General features: G+C 39.8%; 18 protein-coding genes and 10 tRNA genes. 11 read left to right on the plus strand and 17 right to left on the minus strand.

The genetic code is table 11. From position 1 onward, the window contains the following. Positions 1 to 110 precede the first annotated feature (110 nt). The 5 genes from H5126_RS01895 to H5126_RS01915 all read left to right on the plus strand — a co-directional run bounded on the left by H5126_RS01895 (position 111) and on the right by H5126_RS01915 (position 4,512). Complete coding sequence (locus H5126_RS01895) at positions 111 to 569, plus strand: zinc ribbon-containing protein (protein WP_002958528.1); 459 nt, start codon at positions 111 to 113, stop codon at positions 567 to 569. Between the two features lie 77 nt (positions 570 to 646). Then, entirely contained in the window at positions 647 to 3,070 is a 2,424-nt protein-coding gene (locus H5126_RS01900; protein ID WP_223231687.1) for a Lon protease family protein, read from the plus strand. A gap of 2 nt (positions 3,071 to 3,072) precedes the next feature. Beyond that, positions 3,073 to 3,549: an FKBP-type peptidyl-prolyl cis-trans isomerase gene (locus H5126_RS01905; RefSeq protein WP_182721199.1), complete on the plus strand. Its 477-nt coding sequence runs from the start codon at positions 3,073 to 3,075 to the stop codon at positions 3,547 to 3,549. 25 nt (positions 3,550 to 3,574) lie between these two features. Next, complete coding sequence (locus H5126_RS01910) at positions 3,575 to 3,829, plus strand: hypothetical protein (protein ID WP_182721200.1); 255 nt, start codon at positions 3,575 to 3,577, stop codon at positions 3,827 to 3,829. Between the two features lie 146 nt (positions 3,830 to 3,975). Continuing rightward, positions 3,976 to 4,512 carry a hypothetical protein gene (locus H5126_RS01915; RefSeq protein ID WP_182721201.1) on the plus strand — a complete coding sequence of 179 codons (537 nt, stop codon included), beginning with the start codon at positions 3,976 to 3,978 and terminating at the stop codon, positions 4,510 to 4,512. 21 nt (positions 4,513 to 4,533) lie between these two features. Here the strand turns inward: H5126_RS01915 and H5126_RS01920 are convergent, their stop codons facing one another. Both H5126_RS01920 and H5126_RS01925 read right to left on the minus strand, forming a co-directional pair. Then, positions 4,534 to 5,058 carry a CIA30 family protein gene (locus H5126_RS01920; protein ID WP_182694060.1) on the minus strand — a complete coding sequence of 175 codons (525 nt, stop codon included), beginning with the start codon at positions 5,056 to 5,058 and terminating at the stop codon, positions 4,534 to 4,536. A 67-nt stretch (positions 5,059 to 5,125) separates the two neighbouring features. After that, a complete protein-coding gene (locus H5126_RS01925) occupies positions 5,126 to 5,902 on the minus strand; it encodes a hypothetical protein (RefSeq protein WP_182721202.1) in 777 nt (258 codons plus the stop codon). Positions 5,903 to 6,082: 180 nt separating this feature from the next. On the opposite strand from H5126_RS01925, the gene H5126_RS01930 reads away from it, so the two are divergent. From H5126_RS01930 to H5126_RS01945, 4 genes are all read left to right on the plus strand, one after another. Continuing rightward, on the plus strand, positions 6,083 to 7,168 hold the full coding sequence (locus H5126_RS01930) for an alkene reductase (protein WP_182721203.1): 1,086 nt from the start codon (positions 6,083 to 6,085) through the stop codon (positions 7,166 to 7,168). 152 nt (positions 7,169 to 7,320) lie between these two features. Further along, positions 7,321 to 8,331: an RDD family protein gene (locus H5126_RS01935; RefSeq protein ID WP_182721204.1), complete on the plus strand. Its 1,011-nt coding sequence runs from the start codon at positions 7,321 to 7,323 to the stop codon at positions 8,329 to 8,331. Between the two features lie 29 nt (positions 8,332 to 8,360). Beyond that, positions 8,361 to 9,209, plus strand: a complete 849-nt coding sequence (locus H5126_RS01940) for an alpha/beta hydrolase (RefSeq protein WP_182721205.1) — start codon at positions 8,361 to 8,363, stop codon at positions 9,207 to 9,209. Positions 9,210 to 9,298: 89 nt separating this feature from the next. After that, a complete protein-coding gene (locus H5126_RS01945; protein ID WP_182721206.1) occupies positions 9,299 to 9,748 on the plus strand; it encodes an ATPase in 450 nt (149 codons plus the stop codon). A 480-nt stretch (positions 9,749 to 10,228) separates the two neighbouring features. Here the strand turns inward: H5126_RS01945 and lnt are convergent, their stop codons facing one another. The 5 genes from lnt to miaB are packed head-to-tail and all read right to left on the minus strand — an operon-like array spanning position 10,229 to position 15,687. Beyond that, positions 10,229 to 11,779, minus strand: coding sequence for an apolipoprotein N-acyltransferase (gene lnt / locus H5126_RS01950; RefSeq protein WP_182721207.1), 1,551 nt, complete (start codon positions 11,777 to 11,779; stop codon positions 10,229 to 10,231). Then, complete coding sequence (corC, locus tag H5126_RS01955) at positions 11,760 to 12,644, minus strand: CNNM family magnesium/cobalt transport protein CorC (protein ID WP_002958541.1); 885 nt, start codon at positions 12,642 to 12,644, stop codon at positions 11,760 to 11,762. Before corC ends, lnt begins: the two co-directional genes overlap by 20 nt. Before the next feature lie 22 nt (positions 12,645 to 12,666). Next, complete coding sequence (gene ybeY / locus H5126_RS01960) at positions 12,667 to 13,125, minus strand: rRNA maturation RNase YbeY (RefSeq protein WP_002958542.1); 459 nt, start codon at positions 13,123 to 13,125, stop codon at positions 12,667 to 12,669. Between the two features lie 4 nt (positions 13,126 to 13,129). Continuing rightward, complete coding sequence (locus H5126_RS01965; protein ID WP_002958543.1) at positions 13,130 to 14,188, minus strand: PhoH family protein; 1,059 nt, start codon at positions 14,186 to 14,188, stop codon at positions 13,130 to 13,132. Positions 14,189 to 14,238: 50 nt separating this feature from the next. Next, the gene (miaB, locus tag H5126_RS01970) at positions 14,239 to 15,687 is read right to left on the minus strand and encodes a tRNA (N6-isopentenyl adenosine(37)-C2)-methylthiotransferase MiaB (protein ID WP_002958544.1); all 1,449 of its coding nucleotides are present in this window, start codon (positions 15,685 to 15,687) and stop codon (positions 14,239 to 14,241) included. Positions 15,688 to 15,943: 256 nt separating this feature from the next. Between miaB and H5126_RS01975 the strand changes: the two genes are divergently transcribed. Next, the gene (locus tag H5126_RS01975) at positions 15,944 to 17,113 is read left to right on the plus strand and encodes an FAD-dependent monooxygenase (protein WP_259418318.1); all 1,170 of its coding nucleotides are present in this window, start codon (positions 15,944 to 15,946) and stop codon (positions 17,111 to 17,113) included. Between the two features lie 154 nt (positions 17,114 to 17,267). Continuing rightward, positions 17,268 to 18,851, plus strand: coding sequence for a bifunctional diguanylate cyclase/phosphodiesterase (locus tag H5126_RS01980; RefSeq protein WP_002958546.1), 1,584 nt, complete (start codon positions 17,268 to 17,270; stop codon positions 18,849 to 18,851). Positions 18,852 to 18,892: 41 nt separating this feature from the next. Here the strand turns inward: H5126_RS01980 and H5126_RS01985 are convergent. The 10 genes from H5126_RS01985 to H5126_RS02030 form a co-directional block, all read right to left on the minus strand. Then, a tRNA-Gln gene (locus tag H5126_RS01985) sits at positions 18,893 to 18,967 on the minus strand. 40 nt (positions 18,968 to 19,007) lie between these two features. Beyond that, positions 19,008 to 19,092 (minus strand) — tRNA-Leu (locus tag H5126_RS01990). Positions 19,093 to 19,163: 71 nt separating this feature from the next. Further along, positions 19,164 to 19,238 (minus strand) — tRNA-Gln (locus tag H5126_RS01995). A gap of 39 nt (positions 19,239 to 19,277) precedes the next feature. Beyond that, positions 19,278 to 19,362: transfer RNA gene (locus tag H5126_RS02000), tRNA-Leu, on the minus strand. Positions 19,363 to 19,433: 71 nt separating this feature from the next. Then, positions 19,434 to 19,508: transfer RNA gene (locus H5126_RS02005), tRNA-Gln, on the minus strand. Between the two features lie 40 nt (positions 19,509 to 19,548). After that, positions 19,549 to 19,633: transfer RNA gene (locus H5126_RS02010), tRNA-Leu, on the minus strand. 89 nt (positions 19,634 to 19,722) lie between these two features. Beyond that, positions 19,723 to 19,799: transfer RNA gene (locus H5126_RS02015), tRNA-Met, on the minus strand. A gap of 5 nt (positions 19,800 to 19,804) precedes the next feature. Continuing rightward, positions 19,805 to 19,879 (minus strand) — tRNA-Gln (locus H5126_RS02020). 39 nt (positions 19,880 to 19,918) lie between these two features. After that, positions 19,919 to 20,003, minus strand: a tRNA-Leu gene (locus H5126_RS02025). Between the two features lie 46 nt (positions 20,004 to 20,049). After that, a tRNA-Met gene (locus H5126_RS02030) sits at positions 20,050 to 20,126 on the minus strand. Positions 20,127 to 20,150: the final 24 nt, after the last annotated feature.

Genomic DNA, 20,150 nt, shown 5'->3' on the forward strand with positions numbered 1-20,150 from the left:
ATTCACAGCGTCAAAAACGCGGTTTTGATAAATTCTAACCTTCAGTTCAGGTTAACCTATACTTATCTAAGTTATAGGGTGATTTAACAGCAATTTTGAAGGAGTAAAAAATGGCAGATTATAAAGCATGGCTTGGCGATTTAACCAAATGGCTAAAAGATGTAAAAGATCATGAAGTAAAAGACGCAGTTACTCGATTTGTTGAATCTGAGCAGGCACTTAAAGATTTAGGGCAAGAAAGATACGCTTTATATAAAAGTTATTTACAGCGCGATATAGAACATGTCCAAGAAAACGAATCGCACTATAATTCGCTTGCATGGCAAGAGCTTAAAGAATCATTATGGTTTGAGCTTTCGCACATAGAAGATAAAACTCAGCTTGAGTGGCAATCTCTTAGTCAAGATTTTAAGCACAATGGTGTGTATCACGCAGGCGAATGGATAGCCATGGGCACATTAGTATGTAAGAATTGCACCCATAGTTACGATGTTTATCACGCGACACAAATTACACCGTGTATTGAATGTGATGGAATCTATTTTAGTCGTAAGGCGCTGCACCCTTAAATATAATTATTAAGTGGCTGCGGGCCACTTAATACGCCCAAAGGCCAGCGAATATGTTGGTAAAAAAAGAAGTTAGAATGACGAAAAAATTGCTGCCACTATCTGTTTCAAAGCTCGCACCGAGTATTTCTACTAATCACGTACATACGTGTATGAGCAATCCATACCCCGAGCAACTAACATTTATAGGCCAACAACGCGCCCAAAGTGCCTTAGATTTCTCTTTAGGGATGGAACTACCTGGTTACAACGTTTATGTAATGGGCGAGGCTGCCCATGGGCGCTTTACGCTTGTTAAAGATAAACTTAAGCAACACGCAAAAGACCGCCCAACCCCAAACGAATGGCTATACGTAAATAATTACGATGACCACAGAGAGCCTATCGCGCTGTTTATGCATGCAGGGCAAAGTAAGCAACTTAGTGACGACATAGATTCATTTTTAGATGAAGTACTCGACACATTTCCTGCTGCATTTGATAACCCAGGATATCAACGCAAAAAAAAATCAATCGACCGTGAATTTAACGATGCCTACGACAGTGCTATTACCGCAGTAGAAATTGCGGCATTTGAGCAAAGTGTTGCATTAGTCGAAGAAAAAAATTCAGTTGGGTTTGCACCGCTTGTAGATGGTAAACAATTAAGCGATAGCGAATTTGGCGAACTTGAAGAAACGTTACGCGAAGAGTTTTTTGAAAAAATTGAAAAGCTAGAAGATGCATTAATAGAAGCGTTAATTGAGCTGCCACGCTGGAAGCGCGAATCAAAAGAAAAACAGCGTAATCTTAAAAAGTCGACTGCAGAGCAGGCCACAAAACCGCTTTTAAAAGACTTAGAACATAAATATGCAACTCATATTGGTGTACTGCGTTATTTAAAAGATATACGCGTTGAAATTATAGACGCGGTACTTGAGTGGCTCGATGACGAAGACGAAAGCGAAGAAAGCAAAGAAGACTTTGATCGTAAAGGCATGCTTACCGACTTTTTTGCACCTAATATTTTAGTTGAGTTTAAAGAAGACGATGCAGCACCCGTGGTGTACGAGCCCAATCCAACATTTGGTAATATATTTGGTAAAATTGAGTATTCCACATCGCAAGGGTCTTTAATTACCAGTTATCGCTCTATTCAGCCGGGAGCATTGCACCGTGCTAATGGCGGTTATTTAATTATGGATGCTGAAAAGGTAATGGCTAACCCTCAAGTGTGGGATGGTTTAAAACTTTCGCTTAAAACGCATCAAATTAAAAACGACTTACCGTATCAAGATAGCTCAGTAGGTAGTAGTTTTACACTGCGCCCGCAGCTTATACCGCTTGATGTGAAAATTATTTTATTAGGCTCGCGCGAACTGTATTACACCATAGGTGAATACGATGAAGAGTTTGCAGAGTTATTTAGAGTATTAGCTGACTTTGATTACTACTTACCAAGTAGCGATAAATTACAGTACCAATTTATAACTAAAGTTACCGAGTACTGCGAGCAAACATTAAAGTGCACTACCACGCAAGCTGCTATGGTGCGTTTACTTAAGTTTAGCTACCGCCAAGCAGAGCATCACAATAAGCTTTCTGCGCGCTTTGCTGATGTACTTGAATTAGTTGCAGAGGCAAGTTACTACGCAAAACAAGATAAATTAACTGTTATAGATGCGCATCATATTGATGAAGCCATTGAAGGTAAGCAATACCGTACCGGCCAAATTAGTGAAAACATGCTAAGCGATATAAAAGAAGGTCACACACTTATTGCAACCGACGGCCAAGCCATTGGTAAAGTAAATGGCTTAACCGTATTACACATTGGCGATACTTCTTTTGGTACCCCTGCGCGTATCACGGCAACGGTTTATGCTGGCGCCGATGGCGTAATAGATGTTGAACGTGAAGCCGAGCTTGGTAAAGCAATTCACTCAAAAGGGGTAATGCTACTTACCGGTTATTTAGGTAATAAATACGCGCAGCACTTTAGCTTAACGCTTAGCGCTAATATCGCTATTGAGCAAAGCTACGGTTATATAGATGGCGATAGTGCATCTTTGGCAGAGTTGTGTGCGCTTATTTCGTCTATTACAAGCCTACCTATTAGCCAATCAATTGCACTGACAGGCTCTATTAACCAACATGGTGATGTACAGGCTATTGGTGGCGTAAACGAAAAAATAGAAGGCTTTTTCAAACTGTGTAAAATGCGTGGCTTAACAGGTTCGCAAGGCGTTATCATTCCTAAATCAAACCAAGTTAACTTAGTGCTTGATGACGAAATACTTAATGCGGTTGAAGCGGGTAAATTTAATATTTACGCAGTTGAAACCGTAGACCAAGCGCTTAACCTGTTAATGGATATAGAAGCTGGCGATATTATTGATGACCAGTATCCAGAAAACTCAGTAAACGGAATTGCGCTTGCTCGCCTTAAAGAAATTGCCGACATAGTTAATGGCGATAACGATGACGAAAAAGACGAAGAACTAGATAACGAAAAAGGTTAATAATGATCAATATAATTTTGGCGGTGGTTATCGCCATTTTTTGTTTTTTAATATTTCAAAATAGTAAAAAAGCAAAACAACAAGCAGGCATAAATGCAAAAATAGGGGCAGATTACTTAGCCGCTAACGCAAAAGTAGAAGGTGTAGTAGAAACAGCTTCTGGCTTGCAGTTCAAAATAGTAAACAAAGGTGAGAGTGAAAACACACCAAGCCCAACAAGTATGGTTAACGTGCATTACCACGGCACACTAATCGACGGCACTGTATTTGACAGCTCAGTAGAGCGTAAAACACCGATTAGCTTTGGCTTACACCAAGTGATTAAAGGTTGGACTGAGGGCTTACAACTGATGAGCCCAGGCGATAAATACATTTTTTATGTACCGCACCAATTAGCATACGGCGAAAAACGTGTAGGGAGTATTCCTCCTGCCTCAGTACTTATTTTTGAAGTAGAGCTACTGGCAATTGAGTCTTAGTGATTAAATAACAAGGAAGTAAATTATGAATAAAGATGAATTACTTAAAATAGCCAAAGGTGATATTAACTTTACCTTTCAATCTATTATTTATGCATTAGCGCTATGCTTACTAGTTGCAGCTGTTTTTTTACTAGAGATGAGCGTTAACCTACAAATGGGTTTAATAGTTTGTATTATCGGTGTGTTTGGAATGACTATTTATAATAATTTAAATACTCGTCTAAATGCGGCGCTTGCCCTTATTTCGCTCTCGCAAGATAACCAAAGCACTAAGTAAGTAACGAGTTAGTTTGATAAATTGGTATAAGCCTTACTTTAATAAAGTGGGGCTTTTTGCTTTTAGCTAACAATAAAATTTACTCAAGGGTTTTAATACGAGGTCGATACCTATAATAGTTACAAAGCTATTTTAGGGATAAAATAATGAAGATTTCAGCGGCTTCCATTCCATACCAAGTACACAGCTCAAATACTCAACCTTTAGCGCAATCAGATAAACTACCTGTTGAAAAAGCGAGTGAAGAAAAGAGCGAGGAAGAGAATGAGGAAGAGCCAAAATATGTGTTATCAAAGTTTTTAGATACCAAAGCCGAAGAGTATAGTGAAGATAATGCAACGTTTGGCAGTCACTATAAAAACCTAGAAAAAGTATACAAGCACTTCGCTGGGCGAGTTATTGCGCTGCAAGAGCAAATTAATAAACTTAAACAAAGCCCCGTACAACGTAGTATAACTATAAACACTTCTGTAAGTGAGCCGAATAAAAGTGATGCGAGTTTAACTTTAGATGCTGAGCACCTAGGTGTAAAACAATATAAAAACACGCAACAGCAAGAACAAATAGATATGTTAGAGCTGCAATTAGGGGAGTTAAAATCAGAGCAAGCGGCAATAAAGCAACAAATGGTTGAACTGGTTATTAATGAACTAAAGAGGCGGGGCGACGACTATACTATTTAGCGCGACCAACATGCTGTTGGGTTAGCTTTTAAACTCAATTTTACCCACTTCAAGTTTAAACTTACCTTCTTGCTTGCCTGCAATCATAAAGCCTAGCTGTTTTATATCATCAAAATCAATAATAGGTTGTTGCTCAAGCACGCGACCGCGATACGTTAAAGTAAAATCACTCGGAGCAAAGTTTATATCTACCCATTCATTTTTTACTGTTTTAAATGAGTGAGTGTACGCTGCGCCATCAAGGTAATTGGTAGTTCTGAGCCTAAGCTGATAGATTTGTCCATCACCTTTAACACGCAGCGCTATAGCTTTAGTATTTTGGCTTTGTGTACTTAGCTCTGTACGTATTGATGCAAAGCCGCCGTTATTATCAAGCGAAACATTGCCTGTAAAAAGCAAACTTTCTTGAGTTTGTGTTACTTGGCTATTAGATACACCGCCCATTACTGAGTCGTTAACAACGTACCAGCGCTGGTTTGCATTAGCTTGTGCACTTACAACTAATAAATTAAATACAAAAAGTGAGGATAGTTGTTTGGTGATCATGGCTTACTCCTAATTACTTTAAGCTTATCAATACGGATAAACATATTATTTGTTCACTTATTTAAAGTTAATTATTTTTACGGCTCCATTTTTTCATGATTTTTTCAAACATAATTTCTTTATCAGTTTTATCCTCAGGACAGGGTTTACCGCTACCCTGAGGCATGCCATTACTACCAAATACGGTTGAAGTATCAATTAAATAGCATTTACCGTTAAATTTTTCTAATCGTCGTGTGCCAGTTGTATTTTGGCTAATAACTTCTGAATTATCAGATTTTACTGGCGTTTTAATTGTGGGCTTATTGTTTATCTCTTCATTTTCAGAGCTTTTATCTTCACCAAAGGAGACCATTTTTTTATGAGTCATATTATTTACAGGAGAGCCAAATAGCGGCGCGTATGGATTTAGCTTTTTAAATGTTTGAGAAGCTTTTGTTGTAGGCTCTGAAGGCGCTGCTACCATGGGTTCAACAGGTTTTACAGGGGCTTTTTTAAGCTCTGTTTGTGCCTTTGGTAACGTGATGGTTTTGGCTTGCGTTTTTTTAGTTACCCTTACTTTGGCTTTTGTAGAATCTTTTTTTATAGGTGTAGTGTTAGAGGTCGCTGAATTTGGTGCATCAGTTTTAGTGTTTACAGGTTTTATATCAGGCGCATTGGTTGTTGTAACAACTGAGCTTAGCTTAGGTAGGCTTGCTAAATTAACCGTAACATAGGCCTGTATTATTGCGTTTTTTTCCTCCTTTGGCGGCGCAACTTTAATAGATTGCGAAAACAAAAAGTACAACACAATAGCGTGTATACACAACGAGATAACCCACGGCCATGCATTCCCTTTATTCACATCAAACCCTCAACTTAATAGTGCTGTTAAGAGTCAATAAAATACATTTAGTTCACCTAAAGTTAATGTGTTTTACTTTGTGGCTTTATTGCAGATACAACAAAACTATTTTGCAGTTTTTGTTGTTTTTGCATGTGCTTGGTTACGTTATTATGAGCGCAATCAAACTTAGGAGGCATTATGACATTACTTTTTGAACCAATAGAACTTGCAGGTAAAACATTAAAAAACCGTATTGTTATGCCCCCAATGACTCGCTCGCGTTCAACACAGCCTGGCGATATAGCTAACGACTTAATGGCAACATATTACGCACAGCGCGCAAGTGCCGGACTAATTGTAAGCGAAGGCACACAAATTAGTGAGCTTGGTAAAGGTTACGCTTGGACTCCGGGTATTTATTCAAATGAGCAAGTTGCAGGCTGGAGTAAAGTAACAAACGCAGTACATAGCGCTGGTGGAGTGATGTTTGCTCAGCTTTGGCATGTTGGCCGTGTTACCCACAGTGACAACACTGGTGGCGTGCAGCCTATTTCTGCATCGGCCATTGCCGCAAAAGACGTAAAAGTATTTGTAGATACAAACGGCGCACCGGGGTTTGTAGACACCCAACTCCCACGCGAAATGAGCAAACAAGATATTACGCATGTCATAGGCGAATTTCGCCAAGCAGCTAAAAATGCAGTTAATGCAGGGTTTGATGGCATAGAGCTTCATGCTGCAAATGGTTACCTTATTAATCAATTTTTAGACTCAGAGTCAAATGCTCGCACCGATGAATATGGTGGCAGTGTGCAAAACCGAATGCGCTTTTTAATTGAAGTGGTACATGCTGTTAGCGACGAAATTGGTAGCAGCAAAGTAGGCGTAAGACTTGCCCCGTTAACAACTCTTAATGGCACTGTAGACGAAAACCCTAAGGAAACTTACTTAGCGGTTTCTGAGGCACTAAATAAAGCCGGTGTAGGTTACATGCATATAGCCGAAGCCGATTGGGATGACGCACCTTTAATGAGTGTTGAATTTAAAAAATCGATTCGCAAAGCCTACAGTGGAGTATTAATTTACGCAGGTAAGTACACCAAAGAGCGCGCAGACAAAGCACTTAGCGAAGGCTGGGCCGACATGATTGGCTTTGGTCGCCCGTTTGTATCAAACCCAGACTTACCAGCACGCTTAAAGCAAGGCAAGCCACTTAACAGCCACAACCCCGACACTTTGTTTGGTGGCGCAGAACAAGGCTACACCGATTATCCAACGGTATAATTGCTAGTAAGTAATTAACATTGAGTAAAAACATGAAGGGCTGCATTTTATGCAGCCCTTTTTTGTGCATTGATTCTAATAGCTTTACCTTGAGCAAAAAATAAAAAACGCGTAAGTTAACCGGGTTACCTATTTTAATAACAAGAAAATAAATGAAAGCCACAGAAATAGAACAATTAGAATTATCAAATTCTGAAACCCGAGAAATTATTACACCCTACGCTTTTAAAATTGACAGCGCTTTACTGGGCTTGCCTTTAGCTACGCCAATTCGGCGTGCACTAGCGATTATTATTGATGTTGCACTGATATTTTTAGCGGCCAAGCTTAGCGCTGCTTTAATAGCGTTTGTTGCTGCAATGGCTTTTTATAAAGGTACGGCCCAGCAATACCTTCCAAAAATGTCGAATGTGTGGCGAAGAATCTTAAAAATAACGGCAGCAAGTATTTTATTTGTAAGCGCACTTACTGTGCTTTCAATTGGCATTGATTACTTAGAAGACGATAACGCTGATCAAGCTTTAGCTGTTCAGGGCGTAAAAATACAAGATGAAATTCAGCTTACTCCCACAGAAAAGCAACGGGTAAATACTTATTTAGCGCAAACAGCTGATGAAAGCTGTGAGCAACCTTGCCAACAAAACGCGTTTGATAATTTAATTGGGCAAGTTCCCAAATTAGCAGAAATGGACGACCTACAAAGCCCACAACTTGCTACCGTACTTTTACAACTATTAGTGCTCAGTGAAAATAACGAAATAAAGCCTGCACAGTTAACAGAAGAAAAACCTGCACAAACAAGCACAAATAGTATTTTGCAGTGGAGCAAAGGCATTATTCAAGACTTAGGCTTAGGTTTTGGCTGGGCTGCTGTTTACTTTACGTTGTTCTCGTTACTTTGGCGCGGCCAAACCCCGGGTAAAAAGGTTTGTAATATCCGTGTTGTAGCCCTAAGCGGCGAGCCATTAGGTTTATTAGATTGTTTTGGTCGCTACGGCGGCTACGGCGCAGGCTTTGCCACAGGCTTGTTAGGGTTTTTACAGATATATTGGGACCCAAACAGACAAGCCATTCAAGATAAAATATCAGCAACAGTGGTTATTAAAGGCAACTTGAATCAAGTTGTAAATGTTGAAACGGTAGAAGAGACTGTAAAAAGTTAAGTTTGCTCTTATTAATTACAAGGATGGTTATGAAAGCTTTATTAATGGCGTTTAGTTATCTGTATTTTATTACAGCTTCGTATGCGTCAGAAAATATTGTGTTAGCAAAAAAACATCAGCTTAAGTCTATTATTTTAGGTGAGCAGCGCAGTTATAGTGTTTATTTACCGCCAAGCTACAAGCAAAACCTCGAACGAGTATATCCTGTTATTTACTTGCTTGATGGCGACCCAACCCATTTAAAAGCCTTAGCGGGGCTTGTTGAAGCACTCAGTACTGAGCGGCTAGAAAAACAAATTCAACAAGCAATTATTGTCGCTGTTCCTAATAGTAAAAATGCGATAAGAGAGCGCGACTTTACCCCTACTAATGTCGATTGGACTTTTAACGGTAAGCTACTCGAAAAATTTGAAAACATTGGCAATGCCGCAAACTACACCGCTTTTTTTGAAAAAGAACTTATTCCCTTCATTAATAAAAATTACCGTACATCAAATAAGCGGGTATTAATTGGGGAATCTTTCGGTGGCTTGTTCGCAAGCTATGTTTTACTTACCAATCACTCTTTATTTACTGATTACTTAATTATTGATGCAACCTACCTTTGGGATAATAATTATCTCAATCGTTATTTTGACGAGCAACAGCTTATAAACAAGCAGCTTAAAGGCAATGTATATTTTACTTTTGCTAATAATGCAGCTTTTGGTGAAATTGGAGAGGCTAATTATAAATGGGGCTTAGAGCTTGCTAAAAAACTAAAAGTGCACCCGAGTAATAGTTTATATATAAATCAACGTTACTTTGAAGAAGAAACTCATGGCACGGTGGCAGCGCTTAGTTGGTACTATGGTTTAAAAAGCTTATTACAAAAATAAGTCTTAATTTATATACTAGGTTAGTGAAAGGAGTAATTTTGGGTATATTGTTAACGAAATTTAGTAGTGAAAAATTAAAAGGGAATTAAATGAGTAATAATTTTAATGAGGCTATAAAGGGCTTTTTTTGGGGGGTAGGGTTTGTAATAGCAACACTCGGTGGTATCAGTGTGTACGCGCTAACAATAGCCGCAGAAGTTGATAGTGGCTTTAAAGAGCAGGTATCAAATAAAGCATTGGAGGGCACTGACGACTTAAATAGTGATTATAAACTTACCCTTTCTGATATCTTTAAAGAAAATGGGCGAGTAAGAATAACTGCCGAGTTAAAAAATATCACCAATGAAAGCATATATGCAGGTGGTGTTATAGCATCTACATTCGATAAAAACGGAAAGTTTGTTGGTAATTGTTTAGGTAAAAGCGATGATATTTTTATAGAACCAAATAAAAGTAGCTATATTGATATTCATTGTAATCTACTGAGGCCACAGGTGAGCAGAGTACACTCAGCAAAGCTAAAGTTTAAGTGGTTTTGATAGTTGCTGTAAACTACCCCCATAGAAAGCAAAAAGCATAACGAGTAGTTATGACTAAAAAGTTATTTAGTTGGGAGCGTGGACGCCAATAGTCGGGTTACGATAAAATGTTACTATGCTGTATGCTAACCTCATTTAAATTTGATACTTAATTAAACTCCCGCAAGTAAGTGAAATAAAGTCGCATACCGATAAAGTTAAAGTCGGTCGGCATTTAGGCTCAATCTCAATATTGTATTGATGTATGCCGTTAAAGGTGGTGAGTTTATCTGTGAAAATCCAATTATAAATTACAGTCGAGTTTAACTTTTTAAACCTGATATTGAGCAACAGCAAGCATTAAAAATAGAACAAAGCTCGTTATATTTTTAGCATAGGCTAGATTAAAAAGTAAATTTGCGTAGGTTGGGTAGAGCGAAGCGAAACCCAACAATAAACACTTTTTTAAATAGCTGTCCACCGACAGCTATTAATTTTAATTCACTTTCTCAACCTAACCCCAAACCCAACAACTCCCATCAACAACACAAATCCCCACACAAACACATTGCCGTATTGGCTGTACACGCTGTCGCCTTTTATAAGCTTAATTTTGGCTTTCAATATGGTAGCTTCAAACTGAGGCATGGTTTGTTGTGTGTGGCTTATAGGGTCGTATACGACGCTTACACCATTGTTAGTAACACGCACTAGAGGGCGTTGTAGTTCGAGCGCGCGCATACGGGCTATTTGCATGTGTTGCAAAGGCCCAATAGAGTCACCAAACCAGGCATCGTTACTTACTGTAAAGAGTAGGTCGGAATCGCTTTTGTAATTACCGCGTACTAAATCTGCAAAAACAATTTCGTAGCAAATAGCAGGGAGTAGGTTATAGCCATTGGCGCGCAAGTTGTTTTGCACTTTGTCGCCACGGGTAAACGATGACATAGGCAAATCGAATAATGGGGCAATAGGGCGCAAAAAGTCTTGAAACGGTACAAATTCGCCAATAGGTAGTAGCTGGTGTTTTTGATAGCGGTTTTTATCAAGGTAATGGTAATGCCCATGCTCGTCGCCACGTTCTTTATTACCGACCACAATAAGTGTGTTGAATATATTTTTGGTGTCTCGCTGGTAGTCAACAATACCGGTTACAAGGGCGGTTTGATTAAACGAGGCGGCACTGTCTAAATTGGCTAGGTAGGAATCGGCAAGCATTTCTATTTCAGGCACTGCGGCTTCTGGCCATACTATTAAGTCGGCATCCCAATGTGGACGTGTCATGTCTTGGTATTTGCTCATTGTGGTCCAAAACTCACTTGGCTCAAAGCGCAGGTGTTGCTGTATGTTCCCTTGTACGAGCAATACTGACATGTTTTTATCTGTGTAATGAATGCTGCCTGTGGTATTTGCACCTGTATAAATAAGCGCAACAGCTGTCGCAGTAACCGCCGGGGTTTTAAAATCTTTTTGGGTAAGTCTATATAGTGCAAAGCCAATAGCCACACATGTTAGTGTTAAGCCAAACTCGCCAATATAAGGGGCGAGCAGCCTTAAAGGTCCGTCGGTTTGTGTGTAGCCAAAGCTTAACCACGGGAAACCGGTAAGTACGGTGCCACGTAAATACTCACTAATTGCAAAGCAGGCAATTAGTAATGCGCCAAAGCTTTTAGGGCCACTAGCAAAGCGTGTAGTTGCCCAAAAGGCAAGTGCGGGAAATAATGCTAAGTATGAGCACAAAAAAGCCATTAACGAGAGCGACGCTATAAGCGGCATACCGCCAAAGGTGGCAATAGAAACATGTACCCAGCTTATACCTGCACCAAACCAGCCTAGGCCAAATATAAAGCCATATCTAGCGGCGGTTTTTGCGTGTGCTTTACCGGTATTATTGGGATTAATGCAAAAAATTATGGCGCCAAGGCTAATAAATACGATGGGCCAAATTTCAAAAGGGGCATAGCCAAAAGTTAAAACAAGGCCCGCAACGAGTGCGAGCCATGCTTTTTTATCTTTTGCTAATAGGGTAAGTCTAGTTAGCAGTTTCTTCACTGTCGTTATCATCAGCCTTAGGAACGGTGACTTGCAGTTGCAAAATACGACGATTGTCGGCGTTGGTTACTTTAAATTGGTAACCTTCTATGTCAATCGTTTCACCACGGCTTGGCATATGGCCAAATGCGTGCAGTACAGTTCCGCCAATAGTATCGGCTTCGTCTGTGCTGTAGCCTGTTTTAAAATGCTCGTTAAAGTCATCTACAGGTGTGAGTGCTTGCACTACATGGACATGTTTAGCAAGTTGACGAATATCTTGATGTTCTTCTTCTTCGTCGTGCTCATCTTCGATTTCGCCAACAATTATTTCAAGAATATCTTCAATCGTTACTAAGCCCGATACGCCGCCGTATTCGTCAATAACAACAGCCATATGGTAGCGTTGCTGACGGAATTCGTTTAGCAATGTATCAACACGTTTGCTTTCAGGTACTACCATTGCTGGGCGTAAATAATCGCGTATTGATGGTAAATGCTCGTCTTTATTTAAGATCAGTGGCAATAAATCTTTAGCGAGTAAAAAACCTTCTACATGATCTTTGTCTTCAATCACAACTGGAAAACGTGAGTGAGTTGAGTCAACCATCATTGGAATTAGTTCTTCAAGCGGGCTGTCGATCTCAAGAGTGATCATTTGTGAGCGCGGAACCATTATGTCTCGCACTTTAAGCTCAGACACGCCAAGCACACCTTCTATCATCTCTTTTGTTTCTGGATCGATTACGTCTCGTTCTTGCGCATCGGCAATAACTTCGACCAGCTCTTCTCTATTCTGGGGTTCCCCTTGCAACATTTGGGCTATTCTGCCCAACCACGTTTTGCCAGAAGAACCCTGGCTAGATTGCGAGTTACCGTCGCTCATTGCGTCTAATTGCTCCGTTAATTTAAATATCGTCCCGGTATGGGTCTGCTATGTTTAGCTCTGCAAGTAATTGCTTTTCGATGCTTTCCATCTCTAAAGCATCGTCACTCTTTATATGGTCAAATCCAAGCAAATGCAAGCATCCGTGAATAACCATGTGAGCAAAGTGGTCATGAAATGACTTCTCTTGCTCAATTGCTTCAGCTAATACAATGGCTGGGCAAATAATTAAATCACCAACCAAGGGAATATCTATGCCTGGTGGTGCTTCAAATTCGAACGACAGTACGTTGGTCGGTTTATTTTTACCGCGATAGTCGTTATTAAGTTGTTGCGATTGCGCTTCGTCGCTAATAACGATACTGAGTTCGGACTCGTCACGGTATTGGCTAAGGGCTTTGTCGGCCCATAGTGCAAATTGTTCTTCGCTTGGGAGGTTGTCAAACTCACAGGCTATTTGTAAATCAAGTTCGGTTGTCAAAGTATTACTCTTTAGTAGTAGGCTGTTGAAGAGCAGCGAGTGCGTCTTTTGCATTTTGCTTTTCAATGCGCTTAAGTCGCTCGCTTTCGTCGTTACGCTCGTAGGCTTCAACTATGCGTGCTACAACAGGGTGGCGTACTACGTCGTGGGCTTTGAAGTAGTTAAAGCTAATTTCGTTTACGCCATCAAGCACTTCAATTGCATGGCGAAGGCCTGAGCGTGTGCCACGAGGTAAATCGACCTGTGTAATATCGCCTGTAATCACCGCTTTTGAGTTAAACCCTATACGGGTTAAAAACATTTTCATTTGCTCAGCGGTGGTATTTTGGCTTTCGTCTAAAATAATAAAGGCATCGTTTAAAGTACGTCCGCGCATGTAAGCAAGCGGTGCGACTTCGATGATATTTTTTTCGATGAGCTTTTCTACTTTTTCAAAACCTAGCATTTCAAAAAGCGCATCGTAAAGAGGGCGCAGGTATGGGTCTATTTTTTGACTTAAATCGCCAGGTAAAAAGCCAAGCTTTTCGCCAGCTTCTACAGCAGGGCGCGTTAGTAATATACGGCGTATTTCTTGGCGCTCAAGAGCGTCGACGGCGGCTGCAACTGCAAGGTAAGTTTTACCAGTACCTGCAGGGCCAATACCAAAGGTAATGTCGTGGTTTAAAATATTAGCTACATAAACACCTTGGTTGTCGTTACGTGGTTTAATTACACCACGGCGGGTTTTAATAACCATTTCTTTGCCATAAGCGCTGCTGGATGCATCTTGCTCTAAGGCTTTTGATTCGGTAATAGCTAAATGAACGGCGTCGGGTTCTATTTCGCCTAAAACACCACGAACTGGCTGAGTATCAACATAAAGGTTTTTTAAGATTTCTACAGCGCCGGCGCAGTTGTGTAGTTTACCGGTTACTTTAAAAAAGTTGTCACGGTGAATTATTTCAACAGCCAGGTGGCGTTCAATTTGTTTGATGTTTTCGTCAAACGGGCCACATAAAGAAGATAGGCGTTTGTTATCGGCAGGTTCTAAATAAATCTCTAATGTTTTTAACTGATTACTCAAAATTGCTTCCTATAGTACTGCGCCAGCGTTAACTGGCGCTAATTGTGTGACTAAGGAACGAAAGTAGCTACGCCAATTTCGTTAACAGTGTCTGGTTTTGGCTCTGCAGCTGCAGCTTTAGTTAAAATAGCTGAAGGAGCTACTTCACGTCGTAAGTTCATTTCTGATTCTGTACGAATTAAGTCACCACGTAAAGAGTTAGGTAGTGCTTCGGTAATACGTACATCAACAAACTGTCCGATCACTGTGTGCGGGCCAACAAAGTTTACTACACGGTTGTTTTCTGTACGGCCACGTAATTCCATAGGGTTCTTCTTAGAAGGACCTTCAACAAGTATACGTTGCTCTGTATCGAACATTTGACGACTAATTTGCTGCGCCATTTGTGTAATACGGTTTTGTAGTAAGTATAAGCGCTCTTTTTTCTCTTGCTCTGTTACGTCATCTGGCAAATCTGCCGCTGGCGTACCTGGGCGTGCGCTGTAAATAAAGCTAAAGCTCATATCAAAACCTATGTCGCTAATAAGCTTCATGGTTGCTTCAAAGTCTTCTTTGCTTTCGCCTGGAAAACCAATAATGAAATCTGACGACATGCTTAAGTTAGGACGAATTTTACGTAACTTACGAATTGTCGATTTGTATTCAATTGCCGTATGGCCACGTTTCATTAGGTTTAATATACGGTCTGAACCACTTTGTACTGGTAAATGTAAGTGATCTACAAGCTCTGGCACATCGGCGTAAACGTCGATTATATCTGGGGTAAATTCTACCGGGTGCGATGTGGTGTAACGAATACGGTCAATACCATCAATAGCTGCAATAAGACGAATTAAATCAGAAAAGTAACAAATTTCACCATCGTGCGTATCACCGCGGTATGCGTTTACGTTTTGACCTAAAAGATTTACTTCACGTACGCCTTGCTCTGCAAGTTGTGCAACTTCAAGTAGTACGTCATCTACTGGGCGACTAACTTCTTCACCGCGAGTATAAGGTACAACACAAAAAGTACAGTACTTAGAACAGCCTTCCATAATTGATACGAAAGCAGATGGGCCATCTGCTTTTGGCTCTGGCAGACGGTCAAATTTTTCAATCTCTGGGAATGAAATATCAACAACCGATGAGCCTTTGTCGCCTTGCACTTGTTTAATCATTTCTGGTAAACGGTGTAGCGTTTGCGGACCAAAAATAACATCTACAAATGGTGCACGTTGGCGAATAGAGTCACCTTCTTGTGAGGCAACACAACCACCTACACCAATGATTAAATCTGGCTTGTCGTCTTTTAATAACTTCCAGCGACCTAATTGGTGAAATACTTTTTCTTGTGCTTTTTCACGAATTGAACAGGTGTTAAGTAAGATTACGTCGGCATCTGTTGCATCTTCAGTTAGCTGGTAGCCGTTGGTGGCATCTAAAAGTTCAGCCATTTTCTGAGAGTCGTATTCGTTCATCTGACAACCCCAGGTTTTAATATGCAGCTTTTTGCTCATTGAAATATAGCCTCGTGTTCAATTCGATAGTGGCACAAAAATGTGCTTGAAACAGGATTAAGGAGCAAGCATGCTCACTTAAAGGAGGCGTATTTTAGCTGGATACCCGTCCAGATCCAAGTATAGTTTTCATGTTTGTGATCTCAAATCAATACGAGGCGAGTTTAATCAGCAGTTAGGGATATCCTCTGGTATAAAACAAATTAATTTTGATACAATCAAAACAGACTCAAGTAATAATAAAATGATGAAAAACATGACTAAAAATAATGTGATAGTAGTTGGTGGTGGCATGGTTGGCGCGGCTATGGCGATAAAGCTTGCTCAACAGGGCTTTGGCGTACGCATAATCGAAAAACACCTAATAGACCCATCACAGATTCTTAGTAGTGATAAGGTTGATATTAGAGTGTCGGCTATTAATCGTTTTTCAGAAAATTTACTTGATGAATTAGGAGCAATGCCGCTTTTAAGACAAAACCGCATAGCGCCTTATCAGCAATTAGAGGCATTTGAGCGCGGTGGTGATAATTTATTGTTTGACTGCGCCGATATAAACACCACGCATTTAGGCCACTTAATTGAAAATAGTTTAATTCAAGCAAGTTTATGGCAGCAATTTGATCATTATAAAATTGAGGTTATTGAGCAAGCCACGCCTATTACTAAAATAGAGCAAACGGATGATTTAATTACGCTTGTGTATGGAGCTCAAACCTATACCGCTGATTTAGTGATTGCAGCCGATGGCGGACAATCGCAGCTGCGTGCTAAAGCTAATATAGGAATTACCGGCTGGCAGTATCAGCAACATTGTATGGGGGTATTAATTAAACTCGATGCGCCGCAACAAATAAAAACATGGCAGCAGTTTACGCCAAGTGGGCCACTCGCATTTTTGCCAATGCAGGCACCATACGCTAATTTAATTTGGTACGATGATGCAAATACACTGCAAGCATTTAAAGGGCTAAACCCAGCTGAGCTAAAAATGCACATACTTAATAAATTTCCTGAACTTGCTGGAGACTTTGAAGTACAAACCCATGCAATATTTCCGCTTACTCGCCAACATGCTAACAATTATTCACAAGGGCGCTTAGTTTTAGTCGGTGACGCTGCACATACAATAAATCCCCTTGCAGGGCAGGGCGTTAATTTAGGTTTTCAGGACGTAGTGGCACTTGCTGAAGTTTTAGATAATGCTGCGGATATAGGGTGCCCGTTAACGCTTAAAGAATACGAGCGAGCTCGCCGTAAAGCTAATTTATTAATGATGAGCATGATGGATGCCTGTTACTTTGGCTTTTCTAACCAAGTTGCGCCACTTAAATGGGCACGTAGCCAGTTTTTAAAAATGGCTAATAATACAGGCCCTATAAAAAACTGGGTTTTAAAATACGCAATTAGCGGTGATTTAGGCTAAATTTAAAGTAGAGATTAAAAAGGCTCATTTATGAGCCTTTTTTTATGTCTGTTTTTAAGTGGACAAATAGTGACCCAGTTATATTAAATAAAATTTTAATTTGACTAGGGTTATATCACTAAACCGCAATTTAATAATTTTAAAGAGCCTATGTGTGGATAATTTTTTTTCAGTAATAATTATTTTAGGTGCGCTACTGCTAGTTGCTAGCTTAAAAACAACCTTTAAAGTTTGTAAAAAAACATCGCAAAGAGCGTGGAGTGTACTGTTATGCGCTATTGTCTGTTTTATTTTAGGGTATTGGTGGATACTTTATTACTTTTCAAATTACGATACGGCACCAATAATAAGAAATGCAGTTGCCACAATATTATTTGGTGGTGCAGGGTTTGTTTTCTTAGTTGTCAAACTGAGTTTGAAAAGCATCCTTAAAATAGAGCAAGCAACGCAGTATCAAAAATATCAAACTGAGCACGATAACTTAACAACCTTACCCAACCGCAATAACTTTTTTAAATCCTTGAGTAAACAAGTCGATTACCCTTCTTCATTTGCATTATTTTATATTGATTTAAATAATTTTAAACAAATTAATGATGCGTTTGGTCATCAATGTGGTGATCAACTACTGGCTGCTTTTGCTAATAAGTTAAGCAAAGAACTATGTGGCATTGCTAAGTTATATCGAATAGGGGGGGATGAGTTTGCGTTCTTACTGAATACCGATACTGATGAAAGCATGGCTCACTGTGTAAATATTATAAACTCAGCCGTTAAAGCTCCGTTTTGTACACATGAGCAAATGGTTAAAATACAATTAAGTATAGGCGTAAGCCGTTTCCCAGATGATAGCCGATTACCCGACCAGTTACTAAAAAAAGCCAACTTGGCACTGCATGAAGCAAAAAAGACATTTCAACCTTTAGTAAATTACTCATCTGAAATAGGTAAACGAGCTGAGGACTTTTTTGATTTATCAGTCAAAATTAAAGCCGCGTTACACAAAGGTGAGTTCGAGCTTTATTTACAACCAATAATGAACTCCAAAGATATTCAATTGCATGGCCTAGAAGCGCTGATCCGATGGCCGCAAGCTGATGGTAGCTTTATTAGTCCTGAAAAGTTTATAAGTGTAGCTGAGCGTACAGGGCTTATTTTTGTTTTATCGAAATGGGTTGTACAAGAAGCAGTTAACCATATTAGAAAACTTAAACTGTTTGGGTTTACCGGTACTATTCATGTCAACTTATCAACGAAAGATATTGAAAGCAGCGAGTTTTACGAATTTATAATTAGCTTACTTACTACTGACCCGACTTTAAGTGATTCACTAATATTTGAAATTACAGAAGGGGCAATGATGACAAACATACCCGCAGCAAGAAAAATGATGCAGCAGTTAAGTATGCGTGGATTTAAATTTAGTGTTGATGATTTTGGTACGGGGTTTTCGTCACTGTCGTTATTAAGGGAGTTGCCCATAAACCAGATAAAAATAGATCAATCGTTTATCAAAGACATGCTCATTAATCCGCCTGATTACGCTATTGTAGAATCTACGTTGTTTTTGGCGAGCCGATTAAATTGCGATGTAGTAGCTGAAGGAATAGAAACCAAAGAAGTAGAACAAGCGCTATTGAGTATGAACTGTGATTATTTACAAGGGTATTTATATAGCAAACCAATAAATATAGACGAATTTATAAATGTATATTTAAGTACAGAAAAAGTAAGCTGAATTTAATGAATATTGAGAAGTTTTAGAGAAGGAAGTCAAATTGGCTGGGATACCAGGATTTGAACCTGGGAATGCCAGGATCAAAACCTGGTGCCTTACCGCTTGGCGATATCCCAACTATAAATTTGATATTAATTTTAGTTCTTAATAAGAACATGGTGCGGAAGGAGAGACTTGAACTCTCACATCCTAAGATACTGGAACCTAAATCCAGCGCGTCTACCAATTCCGCCACTCCCGCATCACTAATGTGCTCATTTAACCTCTAAGCTAGAGTAATTCTTTTATTCAACTTTCCTTGGTAGAAGAAGTTGGCTGGGATACCAGGATTTGAACCTGGGAATGCCAGGATCAAAACCTGGTGCCTTACCGCTTGGCGATATCCCAACAAAGAATTCTTTTATAATTTTAGTTCTTATCAGAACATGGTGCGGAAGGAGAGACTTGAACTCTCACATCCTAAGATACTGGAACCTAAATCCAGCGCGTCTACCAATTCCGCCACTCCCGCATCACTAATTTGCTCATTTAAACTCTAAGCAAGAGTCATTCTTTTATCCAACTTTCCTTGGTAGAAGAAGTTGGCTGGGATACCAGGATTTGAACCTGGGAATGCCAGGATCAAAACCTGGTGCCTTACCGCTTGGCGATATCCCAACAAAGAATTAATTGATATTTTTAGTTCGTATCAAGAACATGGTGCGGAAAGAGAGACTTGAACTCTCACAACCGAAGTTACTGGAACCTAAATCCAGCGCGTCTACCAATTCCGCCACTCCCGCATCGTTTGTGTTATAAAACACAGGTAGCTATTTTAGACTCTTCATTGAGTGCAATTTAACTCTTGCAGAGCCACTTCTAAAAATAGAAATGGTGGCTAAGACGGGATTTGAACCTGTGACCCCATCATTATGAGTGATGTGCTCTAACCAGCTGAGCTACTTAGCCATTGTTGGCTGGGATACCAGGATTTGAACCTGGGAATGCCAGGATCAAAACCTGGTGCCTTACCGCTTGGCGATATCCCAACAATAACAATTGATAGTTTTAATTCTTATCAAGAATTATGGTGCGGAAGGAGAGACTTGAACTCTCACATCCTAAGATACTGGAACCTAAATCCAGCGCGTCTACCAATTCCGCCACTCCCGCACACAAGGTAGTTATTTTAAACTCTTCATTGAGCAACAAAAAAATATGGTGGCTAAGACGGGATTTGAACCTGTGACCCCATCATTATGAGTGATGTGCTCTAACCAGCTGAGCTACTTAGCCATCTTTTTTTTGTTAGCACTTCAT

Origin of the sequence: Pseudoalteromonas sp. SG45-3 (genome assembly GCF_014164075.1) — a bacterium.
Lineage (GTDB): Bacteria > Pseudomonadota > Gammaproteobacteria > Enterobacterales > Alteromonadaceae > Pseudoalteromonas > Pseudoalteromonas distincta.

Excerpts from the sequence above, each read along its gene's own strand:
- H5126_RS01945 (WP_182721206.1), top strand. The coding sequence starts at position 9,299 with ATGAGTAATAATTTTAATGAGGCTATAAAGGGCTTTTTTTGGGGGGTA.
- H5126_RS01900 (WP_223231687.1), top strand. The coding sequence starts at position 647 with ATGACGAAAAAATTGCTGCCACTATCTGTTTCAAAGCTCGCACCGAGT.
- H5126_RS01930 (WP_182721203.1), top strand. The coding sequence starts at position 6,083 with ATGACATTACTTTTTGAACCAATAGAACTTGCAGGTAAAACATTAAAA.
- H5126_RS01940 (WP_182721205.1), top strand. The coding sequence starts at position 8,361 with ATGAAAGCTTTATTAATGGCGTTTAGTTATCTGTATTTTATTACAGCT.
- miaB (WP_002958544.1), bottom strand. The coding sequence starts at position 15,687 with ATGAGCAAAAAGCTGCATATTAAAACCTGGGGTTGTCAGATGAACGAA.
- H5126_RS01975 (WP_259418318.1), top strand. The coding sequence starts at position 15,944 with ATGACTAAAAATAATGTGATAGTAGTTGGTGGTGGCATGGTTGGCGCG.
- H5126_RS01905 (WP_182721199.1), top strand. The coding sequence starts at position 3,073 with ATGATCAATATAATTTTGGCGGTGGTTATCGCCATTTTTTGTTTTTTA.
- H5126_RS01920 (WP_182694060.1), bottom strand. The coding sequence starts at position 5,058 with ATGATCACCAAACAACTATCCTCACTTTTTGTATTTAATTTATTAGTT.
- corC (WP_002958541.1), bottom strand. The coding sequence starts at position 12,644 with ATGAGCGACGGTAACTCGCAATCTAGCCAGGGTTCTTCTGGCAAAACG.
- H5126_RS01935 (WP_182721204.1), top strand. The coding sequence starts at position 7,321 with ATGAAAGCCACAGAAATAGAACAATTAGAATTATCAAATTCTGAAACC.
- H5126_RS01910 (WP_182721200.1), top strand. The coding sequence starts at position 3,575 with ATGAATAAAGATGAATTACTTAAAATAGCCAAAGGTGATATTAACTTT.
- H5126_RS01915 (WP_182721201.1), top strand. The coding sequence starts at position 3,976 with ATGAAGATTTCAGCGGCTTCCATTCCATACCAAGTACACAGCTCAAAT.
- H5126_RS01895 (WP_002958528.1), top strand. The coding sequence starts at position 111 with ATGGCAGATTATAAAGCATGGCTTGGCGATTTAACCAAATGGCTAAAA.